Origin of the sequence: Syntrophotalea acetylenica (genome assembly GCF_001888165.1) — a bacterium.
Lineage (GTDB): Bacteria > Desulfobacterota > Desulfuromonadia > Desulfuromonadales > Syntrophotaleaceae > Syntrophotalea > Syntrophotalea acetylenica.
The window spans coordinates 172,941-194,164 of record NZ_CP015455.1; the positions used below are offsets into that span (position 1 = coordinate 172,941).

Sequence of the window (21,224 nt, forward strand, 5' to 3'; positions counted from 1 at the left end):
CCACGATCGCAAGGACGAATCTTCATGAAACGCTCATTGCTCGCAGTCAAGAACCTGGACCCAGGCTGGGCGCTTATTTTGTATTATGCTTGCGCCATAGTGCTTGGCGGCGCCCTGTTGACCCTGCCCATTGCCGCCAACGGCGAGCCGTTGTCATTCCTGGATGCGCTGTTTACCGCCACTTCGGCGCAGTGCGTCACCGGTCTGGTGGTGGTTGATACCGGTACCAGGCTCACCCTGTTCGGCCAGTTGGTGGTGCTGATGCTGATCCAGGTCGGGGGGCTTGGCATCACCACTTTTTCCGTGTATCTGTTTTTTTATCTGGGCATGGGGGTCGGCATTCGCGACCGCTGGGTTATCCAGGAGACCCTGCTGCATACGCCGGTCGATTCGCTGCGCGATCTGGTGCGCAGTATTTTCCGCTATACCCTGGTTATCGAAGCGGCCGGGGCGGCGTTGCTGGCGGTTGCCTTCGTGCCCCGCATGGGATGGGGAAAGGGGATTTACAGCGCCGTTTTTCATAGTATATCCGCGTTTTGCAACGCGGGATTCGCCCTGTATGCCGACAGCATGATCGGTTATCGCGCCGAACCGCTGGTCAATATCACCCTGATGGCGCTGATCATTCTCGGCGGCATCGGCTTTCTGGTCATCAAGGAGACCTTCGATCTGAGCCAGAACCGCCAGCGGTCGCGGAAACGCCGCCGGCGGCTGTCTCTGCATTCGCGCCTGGTATTCATGACCAGCGCCATTCTGATCGTTGGGGGCGCCCTGCTGATCGGCCTGCTCGAAGCCTCTGCATCCCTGAAATCGATGGGAGCAGCTGAGGGGTTCTGGGTAGCCCTGTTTCAATCGGTCACCTCCCGCACCGCCGGTTTCAACTCCATCGACCTCAACCTGTTCGAGGTGCCGACCCTGTTTCTGATTATGTTCCTGATGTTTGTCGGTGCCTCGCCGGGATCTTGCGGCGGGGGTATCAAAACCACCAGCCTGGCGTTGTTCGTGGCCATTATGCACAGCCGCCTCAAGGGCAATCCCCATACCAACGTATTTCGTCGCACGCTGCCCGCGGCGGCCGTCAACAAAACCCTGACCCTGGTCATGACAGCCCTGCTGTTCATCGCTTTGGCGGTGTTTTCCCTGCTGGCGGTACAGATGCAGGGCCTGCCGGCCATGGCCAGTCGCGGCGCGTTTCTGGAATATGCCTTCGAGGCCGTTTCGGCTTTTGCCACCGTCGGCCTGTCTCTCGGTGCCACCGCCAAACTGGTGCCGGCCGGCAAACTGATTGTTATCCTGCTGATGTTCATCGGGCGCATCGGTTTGCTCACCGTGGCTTTCACCATGATCCAGCGGTCCCGCAAGGCAGCCGTTCCTGTGCACTACGCCGAAGAGAACATCATGATCGGCTGATCAACATCCATCCGTCCGGGAGTTTTTCGTCATGAAACGATTTTGCGTCATAGGTCTGGGGAATTTCGGTTTTCACGTCGCCAAGACCCTTTACGAGGAAGGTCATGAGGTCATTGCCATCGATCTCAACCAGGACAAGGTCCAGCGCATCAAAAACTCATCGTCCTATGCCATCTTCGGAGATGCTTCCAACAAGGAGTTTCTCAAGGGCCAGGGGGTCGGGGAAATGGACGCGGTGATCCTTTCTACCGGCGAGCGTTCCCACCTGTCGACTCTGATCACCCTGCACCTGAAGGAAATGAACGTCCCGCGTATCCTGGTCAAGGCCATCGATGAGGACCATGGACGCATTCTGGAAAAAGTCGGCGCAACCGACATTATCTTTCCGGAAAAGGACATGGCCATTAAAACCGCCAAGGGCCTTTGTTCCTCCAATATCCTCGAATTCATTCCCATCGCCGAGGATTATTCCATCACCGAGGTGGCGCCGCCGAACCATTTTATCGGCAAGAACCTCATCAATCTCGATCTGCGCCGCAAATATCATGTCACCGTGATTGGCATCCGCGACATGCTGACCGGCGATTTCAACACGCTGCCGCCACCGACCCACGTCATCAAGGACAGTGACCTGCTGGTGGTGATCGGCAAGGCGGAAGATGTGGAAAAAGCCTGTCAGAACAAATGACGGCGTGATGGAGGATGGCGCGCGGTGGTCGTTTCGCGCGGTCGGTGAAAAGCTATGATTGAAAAAATTTGCCGCCGGCGGTTCTGACCCACGGGCCAGCGGCAGGCCCCCGCTTATTCGCCCTGCTGTTTTTTTCCGCATCGGACTTCGGGACACATTTATGGCACCTCCTTCCGTCAGCGTTTCCAACGTTTTTGTCACTCTTGCCAGCCTGGTGATTGTCGCCGCCGGGCTGAATGCCGGCAAGGTGATTCTGGTTCCTTTCCTGCTTTCCGCCTTCATCGCCATCCTTGGTGCTTCGCCCATGTTCTGGCTTCAGCGTCGCGGCCTGCCGGTCTGGCTGGCGCTGACCATCGTCATGCTGGCGGTGTTTCTGGCCGGTCTGTTGCTGGCCGGCCTGGTGGGAACTTCCGTCGCCGCCTTCTCCGAAAACCTGCCTTTGTACGAAAACAGGCTTCGCCAGTTGCTCGATACCCTGATTGCATGGCTGGACAGTATAAACATTCATCTGTCCGGTCCGGCCCTGAGCGAGGCTTTCGACCCGGGCGCGGTCATGAAGCTGGTCGCCACCCTGTTCAATGCCATCACCAACATGCTTGCCAACGGCGTCCTGGTCCTGATGACCGTCATCTTCATGCTGCTGGAAGCGTCCGGCATGCCAGCCAAGCTGCGTACGGTGCTTGGTCCCTCCCGCCGATTCGGGGGCTTCGACAGTTTCGTGCGCAACCTTCAGCACTACATGGCCATCAAAACCATCGTAAGCCTGATCACCGGCCTGCTGGTCACTCTGGTGCTGGTGGTGATCGGCGTCGATTTTCCATTGCTGTGGGGCCTGCTGGCGTTTCTGCTCAATTATGTGCCCAATATCGGTTCGATCATCGCCGCCGTGCCGGCCGTATTGCTTGCCATGGTGCAACTGGGTCCCTGGCAGGCCCTGTTTGCCGCCCTCGGGTACCTGGCCATCAACCTGATCATGGGCAATATTCTCGAACCGCGCTTCATGGGGCATGGCCTTGGTCTCTCGCCACTGATCGTGTTCCTGTCACTGTTGTTCTGGGGATGGCTGCTCGGTCCGGTCGGCATGTTGTTGTCGGTTCCGTTGACCATTACCGCCAAAATCGCCCTGGACAGCCATGAAGATACGCGGTGGGCAGCCGTGCTGCTGGGGCCGGCGGTGCTTCCGAACCAGGATGCCGTTTCGGAAAAAAGTCCGCCAGAGGCACGCCATAAACCTTGAAATTCCCGGTGGCGGCCTGTTCATGGCAGGTGCCTGCGCGGGCAACAGCCAGAAATACGATTCCCGTCCCCTTGCCCATATCTCAACATCGGGTACGACCATGGTCGTACCCGAATTATTTTGTTTGAACAAAAAAATACATTCGTGTATGTTTGTTTCCTTCCCTTCCCCGCTCCCATTCATCGAGGGCCACCATGAGAGTTGAAAAAATGGAAACAAAAAGCAGTTTTTGGCGTCGCTGCGTACCGCGATGGGCCGATAAGGTCGCCGGCATGCTGGGATTATTGCTGCTGACCGGCTGTCTCGCCGTCGGTCCGGATTACACGCCCCCCGAAACCTCCATGCCCGAGGCCTGGCAACAGGGGCAGGATATCACCCTGACCCCGGAACGCGCTGTAACCGTTGCCTGGTGGAGCTCCTTCGGAGATCCGCTGCTCGACGGATTCATCGAACAGGCTGCGCGCCACAATCTGGATGTTCGGCAGGCCGTGGCCCGTATCCGCGAAGCGCGCGCCAGCCTTGGCGTGGCGCGGGGAGAATGGTGGCCCCGGGCCGATGCCGAAGGCAGCGCCGTGCGTCAGCGTTCCAGCGAAAACGGTTTGTACGGAGCCGGTGCCAGCACCGAAACCCTGTACAGCGCGGGACTCGATGCCAGTTGGGAGATCGACCTGTTCGGTCGCATCAGCCGTTCGACGGAAGCGGCCCGGGCTGAGTTCATGGCCAGCGAAGAAGATCGTCGCGATGTGCTGATCAGCGTGTTTGCCGAGGTGGCCCGTACCTATTTCGATATCCGTACCTACCAGGCGCGGCTGACGGCGACGCAGGGCAACATAGAATCCCAGCAGCAGGTTCTGAAATTGACCCGTTCGCGTTTTCGCAACGGACTGGCCACCGGCCTTGACGTGGCCCAGGCAGAGCAGGTGCTGGCCGCGTCCCAGGCGGAGGTTCCGCCGTTGCAGGTTGGCCTGACCCGGTCCATCAACACCCTGGCGGTATTGCTGGGCCAGGCCCCCGGGACACTTTCCGGGCAACTTCGGCAACCGGCGCCGATTCCGGTGCCACCACCCCAGGTCGCCATCGGTGTCCCTGCCGAGCTGTTGCGACAGCGCCCCGATATTCGCCGTGCCGAGCGCCAATTGGCGGCCCAGACCGCACGTATCGGCGTCGCCAAAGCGGATCTCTATCCCCGTTTGTCCCTGAGCGGCGTCTTCGCTTTTGAGGCCATCGATGCCGGAGATCTGCTGCGGGGCGGCAGCCGGGCCTTCGGCTTCGGGCCGACCCTGCGCTGGCTGCTGTTTGATGGTGGCCGGGTCCGGGCCCAGGTAGCCGTACAGGACGCCAGGACCGAACAGGCATTGCTCACCTACGAGCAGAGCGTTCTCAATGCCCTCAATGAAGTGGAGAACGCCCTCAGCCAGTATCTCAACCAGCGCACCCGGCTGGCGGCTCTGGAGCGTTCGGTACAGGCCGCGCAACGCTCCCTGAAGCTGGCCACGCGTTTGTACCGCGACGGCCTGGTCGATTTCCAGAATGTTCTCGATGCGCAACGCTCCCTGTTCGCTAACGAAAATCAGCTGGCTGCCGCGCGTGGCAACACCTCCATCTATCTGGTGCAGTTGTACAAGGCGCTGGGCGGCGGCTGGGATCCGGCAGAAAACCTTGCAACCGAAAAATCGTTGGAACCCCCCTCCGAGGAGAAAAAATAATGGTCAGGATTATCAGAACGAACAAAGTCTGTTTGGGGTTACTGCTGGCGGCCCTGTCACTTACGACCGGATGCCGTGAGAAAAACACTTTTGTCGCTCCGCCGCCTCCCGCGGTTACGGTGGCTTTTCCTCAGAGGAAAGACATTACCCACTACGCCCAGTATTCCGGACAGACCCATGCTGTGGAATCGGTGGAAATCCGGGCCAGGGTGGAGGGCTATCTTGAAAAGATTCATTTCAATGACGCCGACTTCGTCAAACAGGGCCAGCTCCTGTTTACCATCGACCCCAAGCCTTATCAGGCCCGGCTTGACGAGGCCCGGGCGAACCTGGCGACCCGCCAGGCCGAGCTGCGGCTGGCTGAAGCGACCCTGAAACGCAAGCAAAGCGCGTTTGAGGATCAGGCGGTGAGTGAAGTGGAAGTGATCGAAGCTCAGGCATTGCGGGATCAGGCCGCGGCAGCTATTGACGCGGCACGTGCCGCCATAGAGACCGCCCGGCTTGATCTTTCCTATACCCAGGTCCGCTCTGCCATCAGCGGTCGCATAGGCCGGCGGTTTGTGGATGTCGGCAATCTGGTCGGAGCGACTGAAAAAACCCTGTTGGCCACCATTGTCAACATCAGTCCCGTATACGTCTATTTCAATGTTAACGAACGGGACTTTCTGGAATTCGAAAAATGCCGCCGTTTGAATGTTCCGGGTAATGGTAGCTCGGCTGTGTTTCTCGGGCTGTCAAGCGATAAGGACTTCCCCTTTCAGGGCAAGGTGGATTTTACGGATAACCGGGTCGATCCGGAAACCGGCACCATTTTGATGCGCGGCGTTTTCGACAATCCGGAGGGCTGCCTTCTTCCGGGCCTGTTCGCCCGGGTGCGTATGCCGATACGCATTGAAAAAATGGCTATGGTGGTACCGGAGGCAGCCTTGGGAATTGATCAGCAGGGACATTTTCTACTCGCCGTCAGCGATAACAATACGGTCGAGTACAAGCCGGTCCAGGTGGGCCCCGAAATTGACGGTATGCGCGTTATCGATAGCGGAATCAGCGATAAAGACCGGATTGTCGTCAAAGGTTTGCAGCGGGCCCGGCCCGGTGGGCAGGTCAGCCCGGAGGAAGAGACCCAGGCCCCGGTCGACAGCCAATCAACGGCCAGGGAATAAGGGGGATTCATGTTCAGCGGGTTTTTTATACGGCGACCTATTTTCGCCTGCGTCCTTTCCATTGTCATCGTCATTGTGGGCCTGGTTGCAGCCCGAACCCTGCCCATTGACCGCTATCCTGAAATTTCTCCGCCTACGGTGCGCGTCACCGCGAATTATCCCGGAGCCAACGCCAAAGTACTTGCGGAAACGGTTGCCCAGCCTATCGAGGAACAGATCAATGGCGTCGAAGGCATGCTCTATATGTCCAGCACTTCGACCAACAGCGGTGTCTACAGTCTGACGGTAACCTTCGAGATCGGCACTGATCTCGATATGGCCCAGGTCATGGTGCAGAACCGGGTGGCGGTGGCCGAACCCTCTCTTCCGGAAGAAGTAAGGCGGCTGGGCATTACCACCCGCAAGCAATCAACCAATATTCTGCAATTCATTTCCCTGATTTCCCCGGATGAAAGTCTCGATACAACCTTTCTCAGCAATTACGCCACACTGCGCATCAAGGACGAGCTGAGCCGGGTCAAAGGCGTCGGGGACGTACAGGTGTTTGGCGCCAGGGATTACAGCATGCGCGTCTGGCTCGATCCCGACAAGCTGCGGGCGCGCGGGCTGGCCACCACCGATGTGGTGGGGGCACTGCAGGAGCAGAACGTCCAGGTGGCAGCGGGCCAGATCGGTGAACCGCCGGCACCTTCCGGGCAGAGTTTTCAGTACACCATCAACACCAAGGGGCGTTTGCGCAGCGCCGAAGAATTCGAGCAGGTTGTTGTCAAAACCGGCGCCGGAGGTAAACTGACCCGCTTGCGGGATGTTGCCAAGGTAGAGCTGGGAGCCAAAACCTATGCCGACTTTGCCCAGTTGAGAGGCAAACCGGCTGTCGCCATCGGTATCTACCAACTCCCGGGCTCCAACGCTCTGGAGGTGGCATCCCTGGTGGAAGCCAAAATGGAAGAGCTGGCCGCTTCTTTTCCCAAGGGGATGTCCTACGTCGTTCCCTTCGATACCACCGATTTTATTGACCGTTCCATCAACGAAGTGGTTCAGACCCTGCTCATTGCCGTACTGCTGGTGTTTCTGACCATCTTTATTTTCCTCCAGGACTGGCGCGCGACCCTGATCCCCGCATTGACTATTCCGGTGTCTCTGATCGGCACTTTGGCGGTCATGGCAGGATTGGGCATCAGCATCAACCTGCTTTCCCTGTTCGGTATTGTCCTGGCTATCGGAGTTGTCGTTGACGACGCCATTGTGGTGGTGGAAAACGTGGTGCGCAACATCGATGATCACGGACTTTCTCCCCGCGAGGCCACATTGCGCGCCATGCAGGAGGTTACCGGCCCGGTTATTGCCACGACTCTGGTGCTGCTGGCCGTATTTGTGCCGACGGCCTTTCTGGGAGGCATTACCGGGCAGCTTTACCGGCAGTTTGCCCTGACCATCTCCACGGCCACGGTCTTCAGTTCCATTAATGCCCTGACGTTGAGCCCGGCCCTGTGCGCCGTTTTCCTGCGGCCGACCCGCGGGGTGCACCACTGGTTTTTCCGCTGGTTCGACTGGACCTTTGATCGGACCTGCAAACTTTATGAGCGCAGCCTCGGCGTTCTGGTGCGCCGTGCGGCGATTACCCTGGTGCTTTTTGCCGTTCTGGCTGCTGCTTCGTTCTGGGGTTATCTGCGCCTGCCTACCGGATTCGTTCCGACGGAAGATCAGGGCTACTGTATTGTCAATGTTCAGTTGCCGGACGCAGCTGCCCTTGAACGCACCGGAAATGTTCTGGAGCAGATGAACCAGCGATTGGAAACCCTGCAGGGCATAAAAAGCTGGGTGTCCATTGCAGGTTTTTCCATTGTCGATATGGCAGCCTCTCCCAATGTCGCATCCATTTTTGTGCAGTTCACGCCATGGGAGGAGCGCACCGCCCCCCATCTGAGCATGAATGCGATTATCGGACAATTGTGGCAAATATCCGGAGATATTCAGGAAGCGCAGATTATTGCCTTTGCCCCGCCAGCTATTCAGGGGCTGGGATTTGCCGGCGGATTTCTCATGGAAATTCAGGATCGTGGCGGAGTCGGTTTTTCTGCCCTGCAGCAGATGACAGAAGAAATGGTCGCGACCGCCAATGCTCAGGCGCAGATCGACCGGGCGTATACAACGTTTCGGGCCAATGTGCCGCAGTTATATGTGGATGTCGACCGAACCCAGGCAAAAAGCCTGGACGTACCCCTGAGCAATGTGTTTGGTACGCTGCAGGCTTACCTTGGTTCCTACTATGTCAACGATTTCAATTTGTTTGGCCGCACCTACCAGGTCAAGGTGCAGGCTGACAGCCAGTTTCGCAATCGACCGGAAGATATCGGCCGACTGGAAGTCCGCGACAACGAAGGGCGTATGATTCCCCTCGGCACCATGTTGTCGGCACGCAACATGGTCGGTCCGCAACTGGTGCGCCGCTATAACATGTACCCCTCGGCAGCCATCAACGGGCAGGCGACTGCCGGCTACAGCACTGGCAATGCGTTGTCACTGATGGAAGATCTGGCAGGGGCAACCCTCCCTGACACCATGGGATATGAGTGGACCGGCATGTCCTACCAGGAAAAAACCACCGCCGACGAGGCTCTGTATATCTTTCTGCTGGCTGTGGTGTTTGTCTATCTGGTGCTCTGCGCCCAGTACGAAAGCTGGTCCTGTCCGCTGGCCATTATCCTGTCGGTGCCGCTTGGCCTGCTTGGGACTGTCGCGGCGGTTGTGATGCGTGGCATGGAGATCAACGTCTACAGCCAGATCGGTATAGTGCTGCTCATCGCACTGGCTTCCAAGTCGGCTATTCTCATCGTCGAGTTCGCAAAAATCAGACGCGAGCAAGGCGACGACATTGTTGCTGCGGCCATGCTGGCGGCCCGCTTGCGTTTTCGTGCCGTACTCATGACCGCCCTGACCTTTGTTCTGGGCATGTTCCCGCTGGTCATCGCTAGCGGCGCGGGGGCCGCCAGCCGGCAGGCGCTCGGCACGGCGGTGTTCGGCGGCATGTTGTCGGCCACCGTATTGCTGGTGCTTTTCGTCCCGGTGTTTTACGTGGTTATCCAGAGGGCCAGCGAAAAATTGCGCGCCAGATGGCTGGGCTGGAAAGACAATAGCCAATAGCCTGGGTGGGCAGCGGTGGGGGCATGCCCGCCGCTGCCCGCTCTTTTTGCAAATTCGCGCAACATATGCATCGAATTTGCGGAGATAATTGCATGGCCCGCAAAACCAGAGAAGAATCGGAACAGACCCGCCAGGATATCCTGAACGTGGCGCTGGATCTGTTTCATGCCAGGGGATATGCCCGCACCACCCTGGAGCAGATTGCCCGCGGCGCCGGCGTCACCCGTGGCGCCATCTACTGGCATTTCAAGGACAAGGTGGATCTTTTTCTGGGACTGAAGGAAGATGTCGAGCGTTCCACCGAGACCCGTCTGGAGGATCTGCTGCTGCGCACGGTGAATGAATTGTCCGATATGCGCGACAACCTGCTGCGTCTGTTCAGGTGTCTCGAAAACGACGAACGGGCCCGTAAATATTTCGAACTGATTTTTTTTCGGGCGGAATATACCGAGGAGCTGCAGCCGATCATGGATCAGTTTCGCCTGAAATTGCAGCGCCTGGAACAAAAAGACGCCGAAGATTTCGCCCGCCTGCAGCAGGCAGGCATCATTGCGGCGCGGCACGATGGCGCGCAAATCGCGTTAGCCTTGCGTTGTCTGGTCCTTGGCCTTCTGCATACCTGGCTGATCAATGTTGACGAGTTTCAGATTGTCCGCAAGGGCGGCGAACTGATTGAGCAGTACCTGGAAAGCCTGCGGGGATAATTTGTTTCCTGGAGGAGAAAGGAAGGAGATCATGGCGGAGGATGCGTCCCGGAAGCAATGGATCGCGGCCTGCCTGCAACTTGGTGCCAAAGGCAGCGACCTGCTGAAGATTCTGCTGGAGGAAAATCTGCCGGATGGTGTTGCGCAGCAAGGCTGGCGGGATTTCGATCGGCTTTTTCAGACAACCTGCATCACGGAAAAAGACGGCAACGTGGCTTTGGACAACGAGGCCTTCACCGCATTTGCCAAAGCCGAACACCTGCCTTTGCTGCAAAAAGGGGTGCAGATCTACAATGGCTGCGTCAGGGCCCTGGGCGGGGCCGAAAACCATGACTGCCGGGTTTTCAAATGTCTGACGCAACTGTACCTTTCGGCACAGATGGTTTTGAAATTCCAATCCCGCGGATAGCGCCGGCGTGGCAGCCTCAGCTTTCGGCCGACACCATCTCCTGCTGGATGACCCAGCCATCGATAATCCGGGCAATGTCTTCATCCAGGTCGATGAACTTCATGCCCATGCCGGGATCGTAGGGACAGGCAGGGCTGAAGTCGCGTTTCCACACCACTTCGCAAACACAGCTGACGCAACGGCCCAGCGGTGGAATCGGCACCTCGAGGTGAAAGCGGCTGCCTGGCTGCCGCGGGTTGACGGTGCTGATATACAGGCCGCTGCGGCTGATGTTGCGGGCATAGCCGAAGAAGACCCTGCCATGGGCAGGACTGGCGCTGCGCAACACCAGCAGGGGGCTGGGCAGATATCTGCGACGCGCCGCGGTTCGGGCAAGGGTTTCCGTGGACATGACAGCTCTCTCTGCTTGAATTCGGCGGAAACACGAACAGGCCTACCGGGGCACCCTACAGCAAGTCGATGTCACAGGCAAGCCGCAATCGGTGCAGGCCGGGCCAATCTGATGGTTTCGCAGTACCGCCAATTGGGACTCGGCGTCGACCGGGGCCGGGTACCCCGCCCGGAGCATCAGTGGCGGCAAGGCCCGGGCAGCCGTTTGCCGCGGCCAGACGGTTCTGGTCAGATGGTGGATCAGCCGGGTGCTTTTCAGGCCATCGAACCAGCCATGCAGGGCGGCCAGGCGATTGCTCTGGTCACGGTGGTTGCGGTACAGCCTGGGCCAGACCGCTTCAATGCCTTCCAGGCGCAGAAACTCCACCAGCTGTTCATGAATGCCGGCCGCCCGGACCAGCAGTTCGGCCGGATTTTCCCTTGTGTCCTGCGCGGCGAGGCGCAGCCAGTCGTTCAAGACCGCATAACAGCGGGGATCGTAATATAAACGCGGCGGCGCCGTGTCCGCCGCAAGCTGCGCCACGCTGCGCCCGGTGCCGAAGGGCGTGCGCCGGGAAAATCTCGCCGACGGATAGACCACCGTGCCCGGCACGCGGCGAACCCCGGTGATTTTCGCCAGTTGCTGGAGAAAATAAAAGTCTTCGCCGGCTTGCCGGCGATTCATGCCGCCGGCCCGCACATAGTCCAGCGCCCGGCAGGCCATGGTGCTGCCGACGGTATGAAAGGCATAGGGTGACCCAGCCAGTTGCAGGCCAAGAACGTGCCCGCGCTGGTACAGTTCGTAGGCGACGATGCCGCGCTGTTGCTGTGGGTCGTCGGCCGGGCGGTGGCAGAAGGGCACGACGGCCGCGCCCGGCTGGCTGTTCGCAAAGTGCGCGCACAGCGCCGTCAGGTAATCGGCCCGCACCAGGGTGTCGGCGTCGAGGTTTGCCAGAATCGGCGTTTGCGCCCAGTCCAGGCGTTGCAGGGCCATATCGAGGCCGATCTTCCGTGCCAAGCCGACCCCGCCGGTTTTGTCGGGCAGCTCCCTTCCAGGAGAGGCGGCATCGACCCACCCGAGATGCGGGAGGGTTTCAGCGGCAGTGGCCAGTTTGCGCAGTGTGCAAAGGTTGTCCGTGACTTCGCTCGCGGATGCGTTGCGGCGGTGATTGACTACAACCAGCAGCAGGAATTCATCACGCAGCGCCGCCGGACCGGACTGCAGACTGTCGAGGGTGGCGAACAGGCTTTCACTTTCAGCCAGGGCGGGGATCACGATGGCACCACGATAGTTCCTGCGCGCGGTGCCCTCAATGTGCCAGGGGGCGGTTGCTGCGCGTTTCCGAAGATAATCGTGTACAGGCCTGGGAAGCGGCATTGTGATAAACTCTGATGGCGATGTTACGGTCGATAAAGCCGCTCCGGGGGGCGCGAAGGGACGCGGCACACAAGGCTCAGGCGTTACGATGGATTCGCAGCAGTGCCTGCAGGGGGTCCGCGCTACCCTCCAGCCAGTGGATCGCGATTCCCTGGCGTTCCATGCGGCGAAACCAGGTGTCCTGACGTTTGGCGAACTGATGGATGGCGCTGTTGAGTTTCTGAAACATGTCGTTGCGGTTGAGTTCTCCACGCAGGTGGCACGAAACCATCCGGTACTCCAGGCCGTAATGTTCCAGCGTCCGGTGGTCAACGCCGCGGTTCAGCAGTCCCCTGACTTCATCGATGAGGCCCTCGTCGAGGCGTTGCCTGAGTCGCTCGGTAATCCGGCGCCGCAATGTCTGCCGTTCCCAGTGCAGACCGAATACCAGGGGTTTCAGTTCGGGCAGGGCCACATGCGCCTCGCCGGCAGCCAGTTCTCCCTCGGCAATTTCGATGGCGCGCAGCATACGGTCGCGGTCGGTCAGGTCGGTGGTGTTGTGCTGTGCCGGCTTTAAAGCTTTGAGCCGAACCGCCAGCTGCTCCATGTTCAAAGGGGCCAGCGCCGCGCGCAAGGCCGGATTTTCCGGAACCCTGAGCAGACGGTAGTTGCGCAGCACACAGTCGAGATACAGGCCGGTGCCGCCGATCAGCACGGGTAATCGCCCGCGTTCGCGAATATCATGGTAGGCGCTGCAGAACTCCTCCTGAAAGTCGAAAACGGAAAACTCCCCTCCGGCATCGCGGATGTCGATGAGGTGCCGGGGAATTTCGCCATATTCGGCGAGGTCCTTGCCGGTGCCGATATCCATGCCGCGGAACACCTGGCGCGAATCGGCGGAAATGATTTCGCCGCCCAGCGCCTGGGCCGCCGCTATGCCCAGGCGGGTTTTGCCGGAAGCGGTGGGGCCGAGGATCACAAGCAGGTTGCAGGACATGAAAAACTCCAATGCGGACCGTTAAAAATCGCCGATGCGCGCATCATAGGGTTTTTACCGAAGCATTGCAATGCCTGGCGGATTCGACGCTTTTATTATGCGCGCAACTCTGCTAAATTGGATCGTATTTTGAATATATTTCACAGCATGAAAAGACAAGCCATCGGGCCGATGCCAATGAATGATCAAATCAGTACCACGGATGTCGGCGAACAACCTCCCGTCATTCTGCCCCGGGATCAGCATCCCATTTCCCGCAAGCATATCAACGAGCACACACTGAAGGTGCTGTACCGCCTGCGCAGTAAGGGGTTTACAGCCTATCTGGTCGGAGGGGGGGTGCGCGACCTGCTCCTGGGTCGGCGACCCAAGGATTTTGACGTAGCTACCGATGCCACGCCCGAGCAGGTCAAGCGGCTGTTTCGCAACTGTTTTCTGGTGGGCAGGCGTTTCCGCCTGGCGCACGTGCGGTTTGCCGGCGATTATGTCGTGGAGGTTGCAACGTTCCGGCGACAGCCACGTTCCGAAGAACTCCCCGACGATCCGTCCGAGCACTTCTTTTTTACGGAAAACGTGTTCGGCAGCCCGCGGGAAGACGCCTTTCGACGCGATTTTACCATCAACGGCCTGTTCTACAACATCGAGAACTTTTCCGTCGTGGATCATGTCGGTGGCCTCGAAGATCTCGACGCCCGGCGACTGCGGGTCATTGGTGACCCTCTGGTGCGGTTCACCGAAGATCCGGTGCGCATGCTGCGGGCCCTGGAATTCGGGGCACGGCTCGGGTTTACCCTGGATCAAGGCATTCGGGAAGCCATCTACCTGCGCGGACCCCTGATTGCAGAAGCCGCACCGGCCCGCATCCGTGAGGAAGTTCTGGAACTGTTTCGCCATGCGGTGGCCGGACCGGTATTCCGCGAGGCCCAGGCCATGGGCCTGTTATCCCATCTGCTTGCCGGATACGAGGCCGACGAGGAAACCTTTGCCCTGCTTGAATGCCTGGACCGGCGTACTGCCGAAGGCGTGCCGGTCGAGGAGCATCAGGTGCTGGCCACCCTGTTTCTGTCGCGCTACCGCCATGCTTTGCAAACACAGGGCGAGGGCAGCATCACCGATGCCCTGCGTCTGGCCAATCTGCTGCTGACCCCGCTGTGTGCCTACTTTCGCATCGCTCATGGCACCCGGTCCCGCGCCCGGGATTTGCTGATCGGCTTCTATCGCATGATGCGGGGCCGCGGTCGCAGGGGGGAGACACGCTTTTTACGTCATGCCGGGGCGCCCCAGGCCCTGGATTTTTTTGCTCTGTGGTGCGCGGCCACGCAATCCCATGCCGATTTGCTGGCAGAATGGCAAAAAGCCTTCGAAAAAGCCGGCGCGCCACCTGCGGACGGCGCCAGGCAAGGCGCCGCCCGTCGCCGTCCGCGCAGGCGGCCGCGCCGCCGTCCCGCGAAACCGGCAGCCGGGCCGGAATAGCGGACAGGCCGGCGTCGTCAATCTCTTGCGTTAAAACGGATGATAAGGAGACGTCATGCGCTGTCCCCGTTGTCAGGCGGTTGTTTCGGAACAGGCCAGATTCTGCCAGATGTGCGGCGCAAGTCTCGAACGCGATGCCCGCGCTCTGCATGAGGAAGCGATCGATTTCTACCATCGCGGGCAACTTGCGCAGGCTCTGGCCCTGTGGAGAGAAGCCCTGGAGCGCGACCCGGGTTTCAGCCAGGCGCATTATTACATCGGTCTGGCCTGTTACGATCAGGGCGATCTGCCGGCCGCCATCAAGGCCTTCAGGTCGGCCCTGAGCGGCGCCCGGGAACCCTTTCGCATCCTTTTCAAACTGGGTCTGGCCCAATACGGGCTGGGAGATCTGGCTGCCAGCGTGGAGAGCTTTCGTCAGGCGCTGCGGGTCAATCCCGCCAGTGCCGAAACCTGCTACAGGCTCGGACTGTCCTATCTGCGTCAATCCGAGCTGGATCGGGCGCGGGAAGCTCTCGACGAGGCCATCCGCCTCAATCCCAAATACACCCGGGCGCTGTTCATTCTCGGCATGATCCATTCCCAGCAGGGTGACAACGCCGGGGCTATCGCGCTTTTTCGACAGGTGGAACAGGCCAGCCCCGATTATACCGAAGCCTGTTTCGAACTGGGGATGGCGCTGCTGCGTGACGGTCAACTGGATGAAGCGGCTGCCCAGTTCGAAAAAACCGCCGCCAACAGTCGCCGTTTCACTCCGGCCCGTTTCATGCTCGGCGAGGCGTGCCGGCGCGCCGGTCAATGGGAAAAAGCCGGTAAGGCTTTCCGTGAGGCTCTCGAACTGAACCCAAGGGACGCCGAAGCCTGGCTGCACCTTGCGGAATGCGAAGAGCGGCTCGGCGATCTGCCGCGGGCTCGTCACGCCCTGGCACAGGTGCTGTCCCTTCGCCCCGGTCATCGTCAGGCCATGGTCATGGCGGACCGGCTGGAGAAGAGTGGCTTATGATCGAAAGCCCGGATAGTGGTTGGGGAGAGCCGGGTAAAGGATTTCTGGAGAACGGCCATGGAGCAGGCGACCCCGGTTAATGATCTGCGGCGGTTTCTGGCACGGCTCGAATCCCGTCAGGCTCTGCATCGCATTGCGGTCCAGGTGGATGCCGACCTGGAGATTGCGGCCATCACAGACCGGGTCTGCAAGCACTCCGGTGAGCCGCCGGCCCTGTTGTTTGAGCAGGTGCGCGGTTACCGGATACCGGTTGCCACCAATCTGTTCGGCTCGATGCGGCGCGCGGCATGGGCTCTCGGGTTGAATGACATTGAAGCAGCGGCGCAGCGGCTGGCCACGGGAATAGCCGGCGCGGCCGGTGTCGATGCGGCATGCCGACTGCGCTGCCTTCTGCGGCAACCGGAATACGCGCCGGCACTGCAGGCCCGGGCCGACTGGCAGGATCGGTCCATGCCCGGTCCCGACCTTGATCAGCTTCCGGCTTTGCGCTGCTGGCCGGGTGACGGCGGCCGCTACCTCACGCTGCCGCAGGTCGTGACCCGCCACCCCGACGGCGGCACCGCCAACGTCGGTATTTACCGTGTGCAGTTGCTGGGTCCGCGCCGCGCCGCACTGCATTGGCGTGACAGCAGCGATGCCGCGCGTCATTGCCGTGCCTGGCACCGGCGCGGCCTGCCGATGCCGGTCAGTATTGCCATGGGCGGCGATCCGGCCCTGTTGTTTGCGGCGGCCTTTCCCCTGCCACCGGATACGGACGAAGCCGCTCTTGCCGGCCTGCTGGGCGGCCGCCCGATGATCATGAGCCCTTCCGCGCACAGCGACCTGCCGGTACCGTCCGCCGCCGAATTCGTCATCGAGGGCCTGGCATATCCCGGCGAGACGGCGCTGGAAGGACCCTTCGGCAACCACACCGGATTCTACCAGCCGGCATCCCGTGTACCTTTGCTGCGAATTGTCGCCATCAGCCAACGCTGCGATCCGCTGTTACCCGCTACCGTGGTCGGCCCTCCACCCACGGAGAACTGCATTCTGGGACAAACCGTCGCGCGCCTGCTGGTGCCTCTGTTGCGCAGCGATCATCCGGACATTGTCGATATCCATATGCCGGTGGAGGGGATTTTTCACGGTGCCGCCCTGATCGCCGTGCGGTCCGGGACCGACGGACGTGCGCTGCTGCAGGCCTTGTGGCGAAGCGGGCCGTTGCGCGCGGCGCGTCTGCTGGTGGTGGCGGAAGCCGATCGGGTGCCGGATCCCGGCGATTTTTTCTGGCGCGTTCTCAATCGTCTCCGGCCGGACCGGGATCTGCTGATTCACAATGGATGTCTTGGCATCGACGCTACGGTTGCGCTGCCCGATGCGCCGACCGTAGAGCCCGACACCCGCATGGCCGAACAGCTGCAGAGACGCTGGCGCGAATACGGTTTTCACTGATTCTGGCGTGTTTCGCATAGCTTTATTCTTGTGATGGCTTCGGGGCCCGCCGCCGAGCGGCGGAGAGTAACGGAAAACCAGGGATGCGCCGCATCAGAAAATGCGATAAAATGGCTTGAGATGACATCAACCCCTATGTCCCGTGGAGGAACGGATGACCCGTGGCACTGCACCTGACAAGATCGATCATTTGCACCCCGAAAAGCGGCAGGGACTGGTCGTGGTTCTCACCGGCGATGGCAAGGGCAAGACCAGTTCGGCCCTCGGCATGGTGCTGCGCGCCTGCGGCCACGGCCTGCGCAGCTGCATCATTCAGTTCATGAAGGGGGATCTTTACGCCGGCGAATGGGATGGCATCAAAAGGCTTGGCGATCTGGTTGAGTTGCATCACACCGGCAAGGGTTTCTGCGGCATCCAGGGCAATCCCTATCCTTACGAGGAACACCGTGCCAATGCCCAGGACGCCATCGATCTGGTGCTGGAAAAAATGGCCGGAGGACAATTCGATCTGCTGATTCTCGACGAAATCAACAATGCCCTGCATCTGAATCTGATCGACCTTGAGCAGGTGATCGATCTGCTCGATCGGAAACCGCCGCTGCTGCATCTGGTGCTGACCGGGCGCAATGCGCACCCAACCATCATCGAACGCGCCGACACGGTCAGTGAGATAAGGGAAATCAAGCATGCTTTTCGACGCGGCATCGAGCCACAGCCGGGGATCGATTATTAGGAAGTGTTTACAGGAAACTGTCGCGGGGCAAGCCAAAAAAACCTTGATCAACCAGGGAGGCGGCCATGAGACAATCACGATTCCGGGTATTTCTGCCGATCCTGCTCGTCCTGATGACGGGCTGCGGATCGGTTCTCTCCAAAGACGCCCTCTACGGCGTCAACTACGAAGTGGATTACAACCGGCTCAAAGCCTCGCCCGAGACCCATCTGGGGAAAACCGTCATTCTGGGCGGCATGATCCTGGCAAACGAAGTGGCCGATGACGGGTCGACCCTGGAAATTCTCAAATACACCCTCGACAAGCGGGACGAGCCGCAGGATCCGGATGAAGCGGGGGGCCGCTTTCTGGTTCACAGCAGCCGGCTGCTCGATCCGAGCCTCTACAAGGAAGGCAGGCTGGTGACCCTGACCGGCACCCTTCGCGGCGTGGAGGTCAGGCCTCTGCAGAAGGCCCGCTATGCCTATCCGCTCTTCGAGGTCGGCGAACTGTACCTGTGGCCCGAGTCACGCTATGAGGATCGTTACCCCTATTACCCCTACTTTTACGATCCCTTCCCCTACTGGTACCGTTACCCGTACTGGCATGGTTATCCATACTGGCGGTGAAGCGGGTGGTAGGCAACTGTTTTTCATCATGAGGAGAATGACATATGTTGCAACGAAAATCGCAGAAGCGTGTCCTGATCGCGCTGCTGATTCTGCTGCCCGTGCTATGGGGCGGCGTGGCTGTGGCCACGGAGCAGGACGACACGGTCCGCACAGCTACGCGGGTTCTGGACAAGATCATGGAAATTCCCGAGTCGGCCATTCCGCCCAGCCTGCTGAGCAATGCCTACGGCATCGCCATTATCCCCGAGGTGATCAAGGGCGCCTTTATTATCGGCGGCCGTTACGGGGAAGGTGTGCTGCTGGTGCGTAACAGCGCCGGAGGATGGAGCAATCCATCGTTTCTGTCTATTGGCGGCGGCAGCCTCGGCTGGCAGATCGGCGGCCAGTCGACGGATGTCATCCTGGTGTTCAAGAGTCCGGCCAGTATCGAGAACATCAAACGGGGCAAGTTCACCCTCGGCGCCGATGCCGCGGTCGCCGCCGGACCGGTCGGGCGCCGCGTGGAAGGCGCCACCGATGTGATGCTGCAGGCGGAGATTCTGTCCTACAGTCGCTCGCGGGGGTTTTTTGCCGGCGTATCTTTGGAGGGATCGGTGCTGAACATCCTCTGGGAGGACAACGGAAGCTATTACGGTCAGCCCAATGTCACCGTCGACGATATCTTTGCCGGCCGGGTTGCCGCTCCCGAATCGGCCATGGCTTTGCGCAACAGTCTCGCCAATTACGCACCTTGAGAAAAACCGGTTCCTCGCTGTGGCAGGCCGCCTTGGCTTATGAAGGCGGCTTTTTATTTTGATGCGCCGGGCATGATTCTTTTGGCTGGTAAGCGCAGTAGCCGGGGCGTGGGCCAACCTGGGGATGATTGCGGCAGGTGTCGGGGCGCTTGGCGTAGATGGTGCAGCGGCGGCTCTGCTGGTCAAGAAAGATACAGTCGTCATTGGCCAGGCGGGCAAGGGTGAAAAGTTCCGTTTTGAAATTGAAATGATCGATCAACCCCTGCTTGCGCAATCTTCTGGCGATTTCCCGGACCGGCCCTTCCTCCTCGAAGGGATCGGCCAGTTCCATGCGGATCAGATCCGTGACGGTAACCTCTACCGGCAGGCTGCAGCAGGTCGCCTGACAGTCGTGGCACAAGCCTTTGCGATACCTGACCCAGGTCGACGGCAGGTCGACATGGCAGGTTATTTTTGCCGGGTGTTTCATGGGGCGAATTTCGGATGAATGAATCGACCAGGTCAGGGCGGGGTCGGGGAAAAAAGATCCTGTGCGGGACAGCCGCTGAGTCCACAACGGCGTGGAACTTTAGTAAAAAGCGGGCGCATTTGCAAGGAAGAAAACGGTCTGGCGGAAGGATTTTCAAGGCAGAAGAACGGCCAGTTCCTGCAGGAATCGTTGAACTTCATCGGGGTTTTCGACGGCATAATGGGCCGCGGTGGGGCGCACCTCATCCCTGACCAGGATGGCGACGCCCGTGCGGCGCAGACAGCGAAAGGCATCCTCGTCGGTCAGGTCGTCGCCGAGGTACAAGGGCAGTACATCCTTGCCGCCCAGTTGCCATTGCCTGAGAATCCATTGCAAGGCACGACCCTTGTCCCAATCGGCGGCAGGTCGCAGTTCGAGGATCATTTTTCCCCCGGTACGGCGCAGATCCCGGTAGCCCGCGGCCACTTCATTTACAACCGCCGCAATTCCGGCAAACTGGTCGGCGGCCGCCCTGCGGAAATGCACGGCAATGGCGAAGCGCTTGCGCTCGATCTGGCAGCAGGGGATGGAGGCAAGGCCCTGGCGCAGAGCCTTCTCGGCCTGGTCCAGGGAGGGCAGGCAGTCGCGGCCCTGCTGCAACTCGATCTGTCCGTCGGGGCCGGCAATCTCGAAACCGTGGCTGCCCGCATAATGGATTTTTTCAACGGCTACCCGGTTGCGGACATCCGCCAGGTCGCGGCCGCTCACAATCGCCACGGGACATTTATCCGACAGTACCCGCAGCACCCGGCGTGTCTCTGCCGGCAGGTCCGCCCGCTCGGGCCTGTCCACGATCGGTGTCAGGGTGCCGTCATAATCGATAAAAACCACAGGCCGTTTATTTCGAAGACGTTTTTTCAGGTCCTCCATGTGCTCCAGCACCGAAGGCAACGCGTCCGACCGGATCAATCCACCTGATTCTGTCATGCCCGCCTCCCGCATCGTCGTTTCCGGCAAAATCGCCATCACCTTGCGCCGGATCTTCCGGCAGCCACTTTCGAAGTCACTATACCACAGATTTTTTCAGCCTTTTTGGAAGCGGATTGTCTTGCCCTGTTGCACGGTCGTGCCAAAAAGAGCCCCGCAAAGCGGATCGCAATCGAACGGCGTGTCACCTGAGACATCAGATAGTATCCATCCGGAAACTCCGGATGGATACAGCGTAGTTTGCATATGGGAAACGAGCAATTTTTCGTTGTGGCAAGGGAATCAAGGGGTTGCGCGGAGGCGTACATCGGTACGCCGCACAAGCAAGCCTGCGGATTGACGCCGCCACGGCGGAAAAGGGCCGTTTCCGGATGAAAACCAGATAAATAAAAAAAGGGTTGGCTTCGGTAAGCCAACCCTTTTGATGTGTAAATGGTGCCCAGAGACAGAATCGAACTGCCGACACGAGGATTTTCAGTCCTCTGCTCTACCGACTGAGCTATCTGGGCAATGCGAGTTCCGTTTATAAAGAATTCGTCCTTCTCTGTCAAGCAAAAACATGGAAGGGCCGTAAACGGGCCGGCAAATTGCCTCCGGACGAGCATATGTTATCCTTTTATGGA

19 protein-coding genes and 1 tRNA gene are annotated in these 21,224 nt (G+C 59.7%); 14 read left to right on the forward strand and 6 right to left on the reverse strand.

What is annotated here, in order from left to right:
• The first annotated feature begins 24 nt into the window (after nt 1-24).
• The 8 genes from A6070_RS00830 (at nt 25) to A6070_RS00865 (ending at nt 10,461) form a co-directional block, all read left to right on the forward strand.
• The gene (locus A6070_RS00830) at nt 25-1,410 is read left to right on the forward strand and encodes a TrkH family potassium uptake protein (RefSeq protein WP_072286626.1); all 1,386 of its coding nucleotides are present in this window, start codon (nt 25-27) and stop codon (nt 1,408-1,410) included.
• Between the two features lie 31 nt (nt 1,411-1,441).
• Nucleotides 1,442-2,098, forward strand: coding sequence for a potassium channel family protein (locus tag A6070_RS00835; RefSeq protein WP_072286627.1), 657 nt, complete (start codon nt 1,442-1,444; stop codon nt 2,096-2,098).
• 160 nt (nt 2,099-2,258) lie between these two features.
• The gene (locus tag A6070_RS00840) at nt 2,259-3,335 is read left to right on the forward strand and encodes an AI-2E family transporter (RefSeq protein ID WP_072288066.1); all 1,077 of its coding nucleotides are present in this window, start codon (nt 2,259-2,261) and stop codon (nt 3,333-3,335) included.
• Between the two features lie 194 nt (nt 3,336-3,529).
• Nucleotides 3,530-5,041 carry an efflux transporter outer membrane subunit gene (locus tag A6070_RS00845; RefSeq protein WP_072286628.1) on the forward strand — a complete coding sequence of 504 codons (1,512 nt, stop codon included), beginning with the start codon at nt 3,530-3,532 and terminating at the stop codon, nt 5,039-5,041.
• On the forward strand, nt 5,041-6,204 hold the full coding sequence (locus A6070_RS00850) for an efflux RND transporter periplasmic adaptor subunit (RefSeq protein ID WP_083558595.1): 1,164 nt from the start codon (nt 5,041-5,043) through the stop codon (nt 6,202-6,204). Before A6070_RS00845 ends, A6070_RS00850 begins: the two co-directional genes overlap by 1 nt.
• A gap of 9 nt (nt 6,205-6,213) precedes the next feature.
• Nucleotides 6,214-9,348 (forward strand): efflux RND transporter permease subunit, encoded by a 3,135-nt coding sequence (locus A6070_RS00855; protein WP_072286629.1) that lies wholly within the window; start codon nt 6,214-6,216, stop codon nt 9,346-9,348.
• A 92-nt stretch (nt 9,349-9,440) separates the two neighbouring features.
• Nucleotides 9,441-10,052, forward strand: a complete 612-nt coding sequence (locus A6070_RS00860) for a TetR family transcriptional regulator (RefSeq protein WP_072286630.1) — start codon at nt 9,441-9,443, stop codon at nt 10,050-10,052.
• A gap of 31 nt (nt 10,053-10,083) precedes the next feature.
• Nucleotides 10,084-10,461 carry a hypothetical protein gene (locus tag A6070_RS00865; protein WP_072286631.1) on the forward strand — a complete coding sequence of 126 codons (378 nt, stop codon included), beginning with the start codon at nt 10,084-10,086 and terminating at the stop codon, nt 10,459-10,461.
• Between the two features lie 16 nt (nt 10,462-10,477).
• Here A6070_RS00865 and A6070_RS00870 read toward each other — a convergent pair whose 3' ends face one another.
• From A6070_RS00870 to miaA, 3 genes are all read right to left on the reverse strand, one after another.
• Nucleotides 10,478-10,852: a PilZ domain-containing protein gene (locus tag A6070_RS00870; RefSeq protein ID WP_072286632.1), complete on the reverse strand. Its 375-nt coding sequence runs from the start codon at nt 10,850-10,852 to the stop codon at nt 10,478-10,480.
• Nucleotides 10,853-10,894: 42 nt separating this feature from the next.
• Complete coding sequence (locus tag A6070_RS00875; RefSeq protein ID WP_145926394.1) at nt 10,895-12,208, reverse strand: glycosyltransferase family 2 protein; 1,314 nt, start codon at nt 12,206-12,208, stop codon at nt 10,895-10,897.
• A gap of 76 nt (nt 12,209-12,284) precedes the next feature.
• Entirely contained in the window at nt 12,285-13,184 is a 900-nt protein-coding gene (gene miaA, locus A6070_RS00880) for a tRNA (adenosine(37)-N6)-dimethylallyltransferase MiaA (protein ID WP_072286634.1), read from the reverse strand.
• A gap of 177 nt (nt 13,185-13,361) precedes the next feature.
• Here miaA and pcnB point away from each other — a divergent pair, with 177 nt between their 5' ends.
• The 6 genes from pcnB to A6070_RS00910 all read left to right on the forward strand — a co-directional run bounded on the left by pcnB (nt 13,362) and on the right by A6070_RS00910 (nt 19,166).
• Nucleotides 13,362-14,657, forward strand: coding sequence for a polynucleotide adenylyltransferase PcnB (pcnB, locus tag A6070_RS00885; protein WP_072286635.1), 1,296 nt, complete (start codon nt 13,362-13,364; stop codon nt 14,655-14,657).
• A 55-nt stretch (nt 14,658-14,712) separates the two neighbouring features.
• Complete coding sequence (locus A6070_RS00890; RefSeq protein ID WP_072286636.1) at nt 14,713-15,657, forward strand: tetratricopeptide repeat protein; 945 nt, start codon at nt 14,713-14,715, stop codon at nt 15,655-15,657.
• 57 nt (nt 15,658-15,714) lie between these two features.
• Nucleotides 15,715-17,088, forward strand: coding sequence for a UbiD family decarboxylase (locus tag A6070_RS00895; protein ID WP_072286637.1), 1,374 nt, complete (start codon nt 15,715-15,717; stop codon nt 17,086-17,088).
• Nucleotides 17,089-17,242: 154 nt separating this feature from the next.
• Nucleotides 17,243-17,821 (forward strand): cob(I)yrinic acid a,c-diamide adenosyltransferase, encoded by a 579-nt coding sequence (locus tag A6070_RS00900; protein ID WP_072501921.1) that lies wholly within the window; start codon nt 17,243-17,245, stop codon nt 17,819-17,821.
• A 65-nt stretch (nt 17,822-17,886) separates the two neighbouring features.
• Nucleotides 17,887-18,429: a Slp family lipoprotein gene (locus A6070_RS00905; protein ID WP_072286639.1), complete on the forward strand. Its 543-nt coding sequence runs from the start codon at nt 17,887-17,889 to the stop codon at nt 18,427-18,429.
• A gap of 44 nt (nt 18,430-18,473) precedes the next feature.
• Nucleotides 18,474-19,166: a lipid-binding SYLF domain-containing protein gene (locus A6070_RS00910; protein ID WP_072286640.1), complete on the forward strand. Its 693-nt coding sequence runs from the start codon at nt 18,474-18,476 to the stop codon at nt 19,164-19,166.
• Nucleotides 19,167-19,203: 37 nt separating this feature from the next.
• Here A6070_RS00910 and A6070_RS00915 read toward each other — a convergent pair whose 3' ends face one another.
• The 3 genes from A6070_RS00915 to A6070_RS00925 form a co-directional block, all read right to left on the reverse strand.
• Complete coding sequence (locus tag A6070_RS00915) at nt 19,204-19,635, reverse strand: YkgJ family cysteine cluster protein (RefSeq protein WP_072288068.1); 432 nt, start codon at nt 19,633-19,635, stop codon at nt 19,204-19,206.
• A 153-nt stretch (nt 19,636-19,788) separates the two neighbouring features.
• On the reverse strand, nt 19,789-20,601 hold the full coding sequence (gene otsB / locus A6070_RS00920) for a trehalose-phosphatase (protein ID WP_072288069.1): 813 nt from the start codon (nt 20,599-20,601) through the stop codon (nt 19,789-19,791).
• 433 nt (nt 20,602-21,034) lie between these two features.
• A tRNA-Phe gene (locus A6070_RS00925) sits at nt 21,035-21,110 on the reverse strand.
• Nucleotides 21,111-21,224 lie beyond the last annotated feature (114 nt).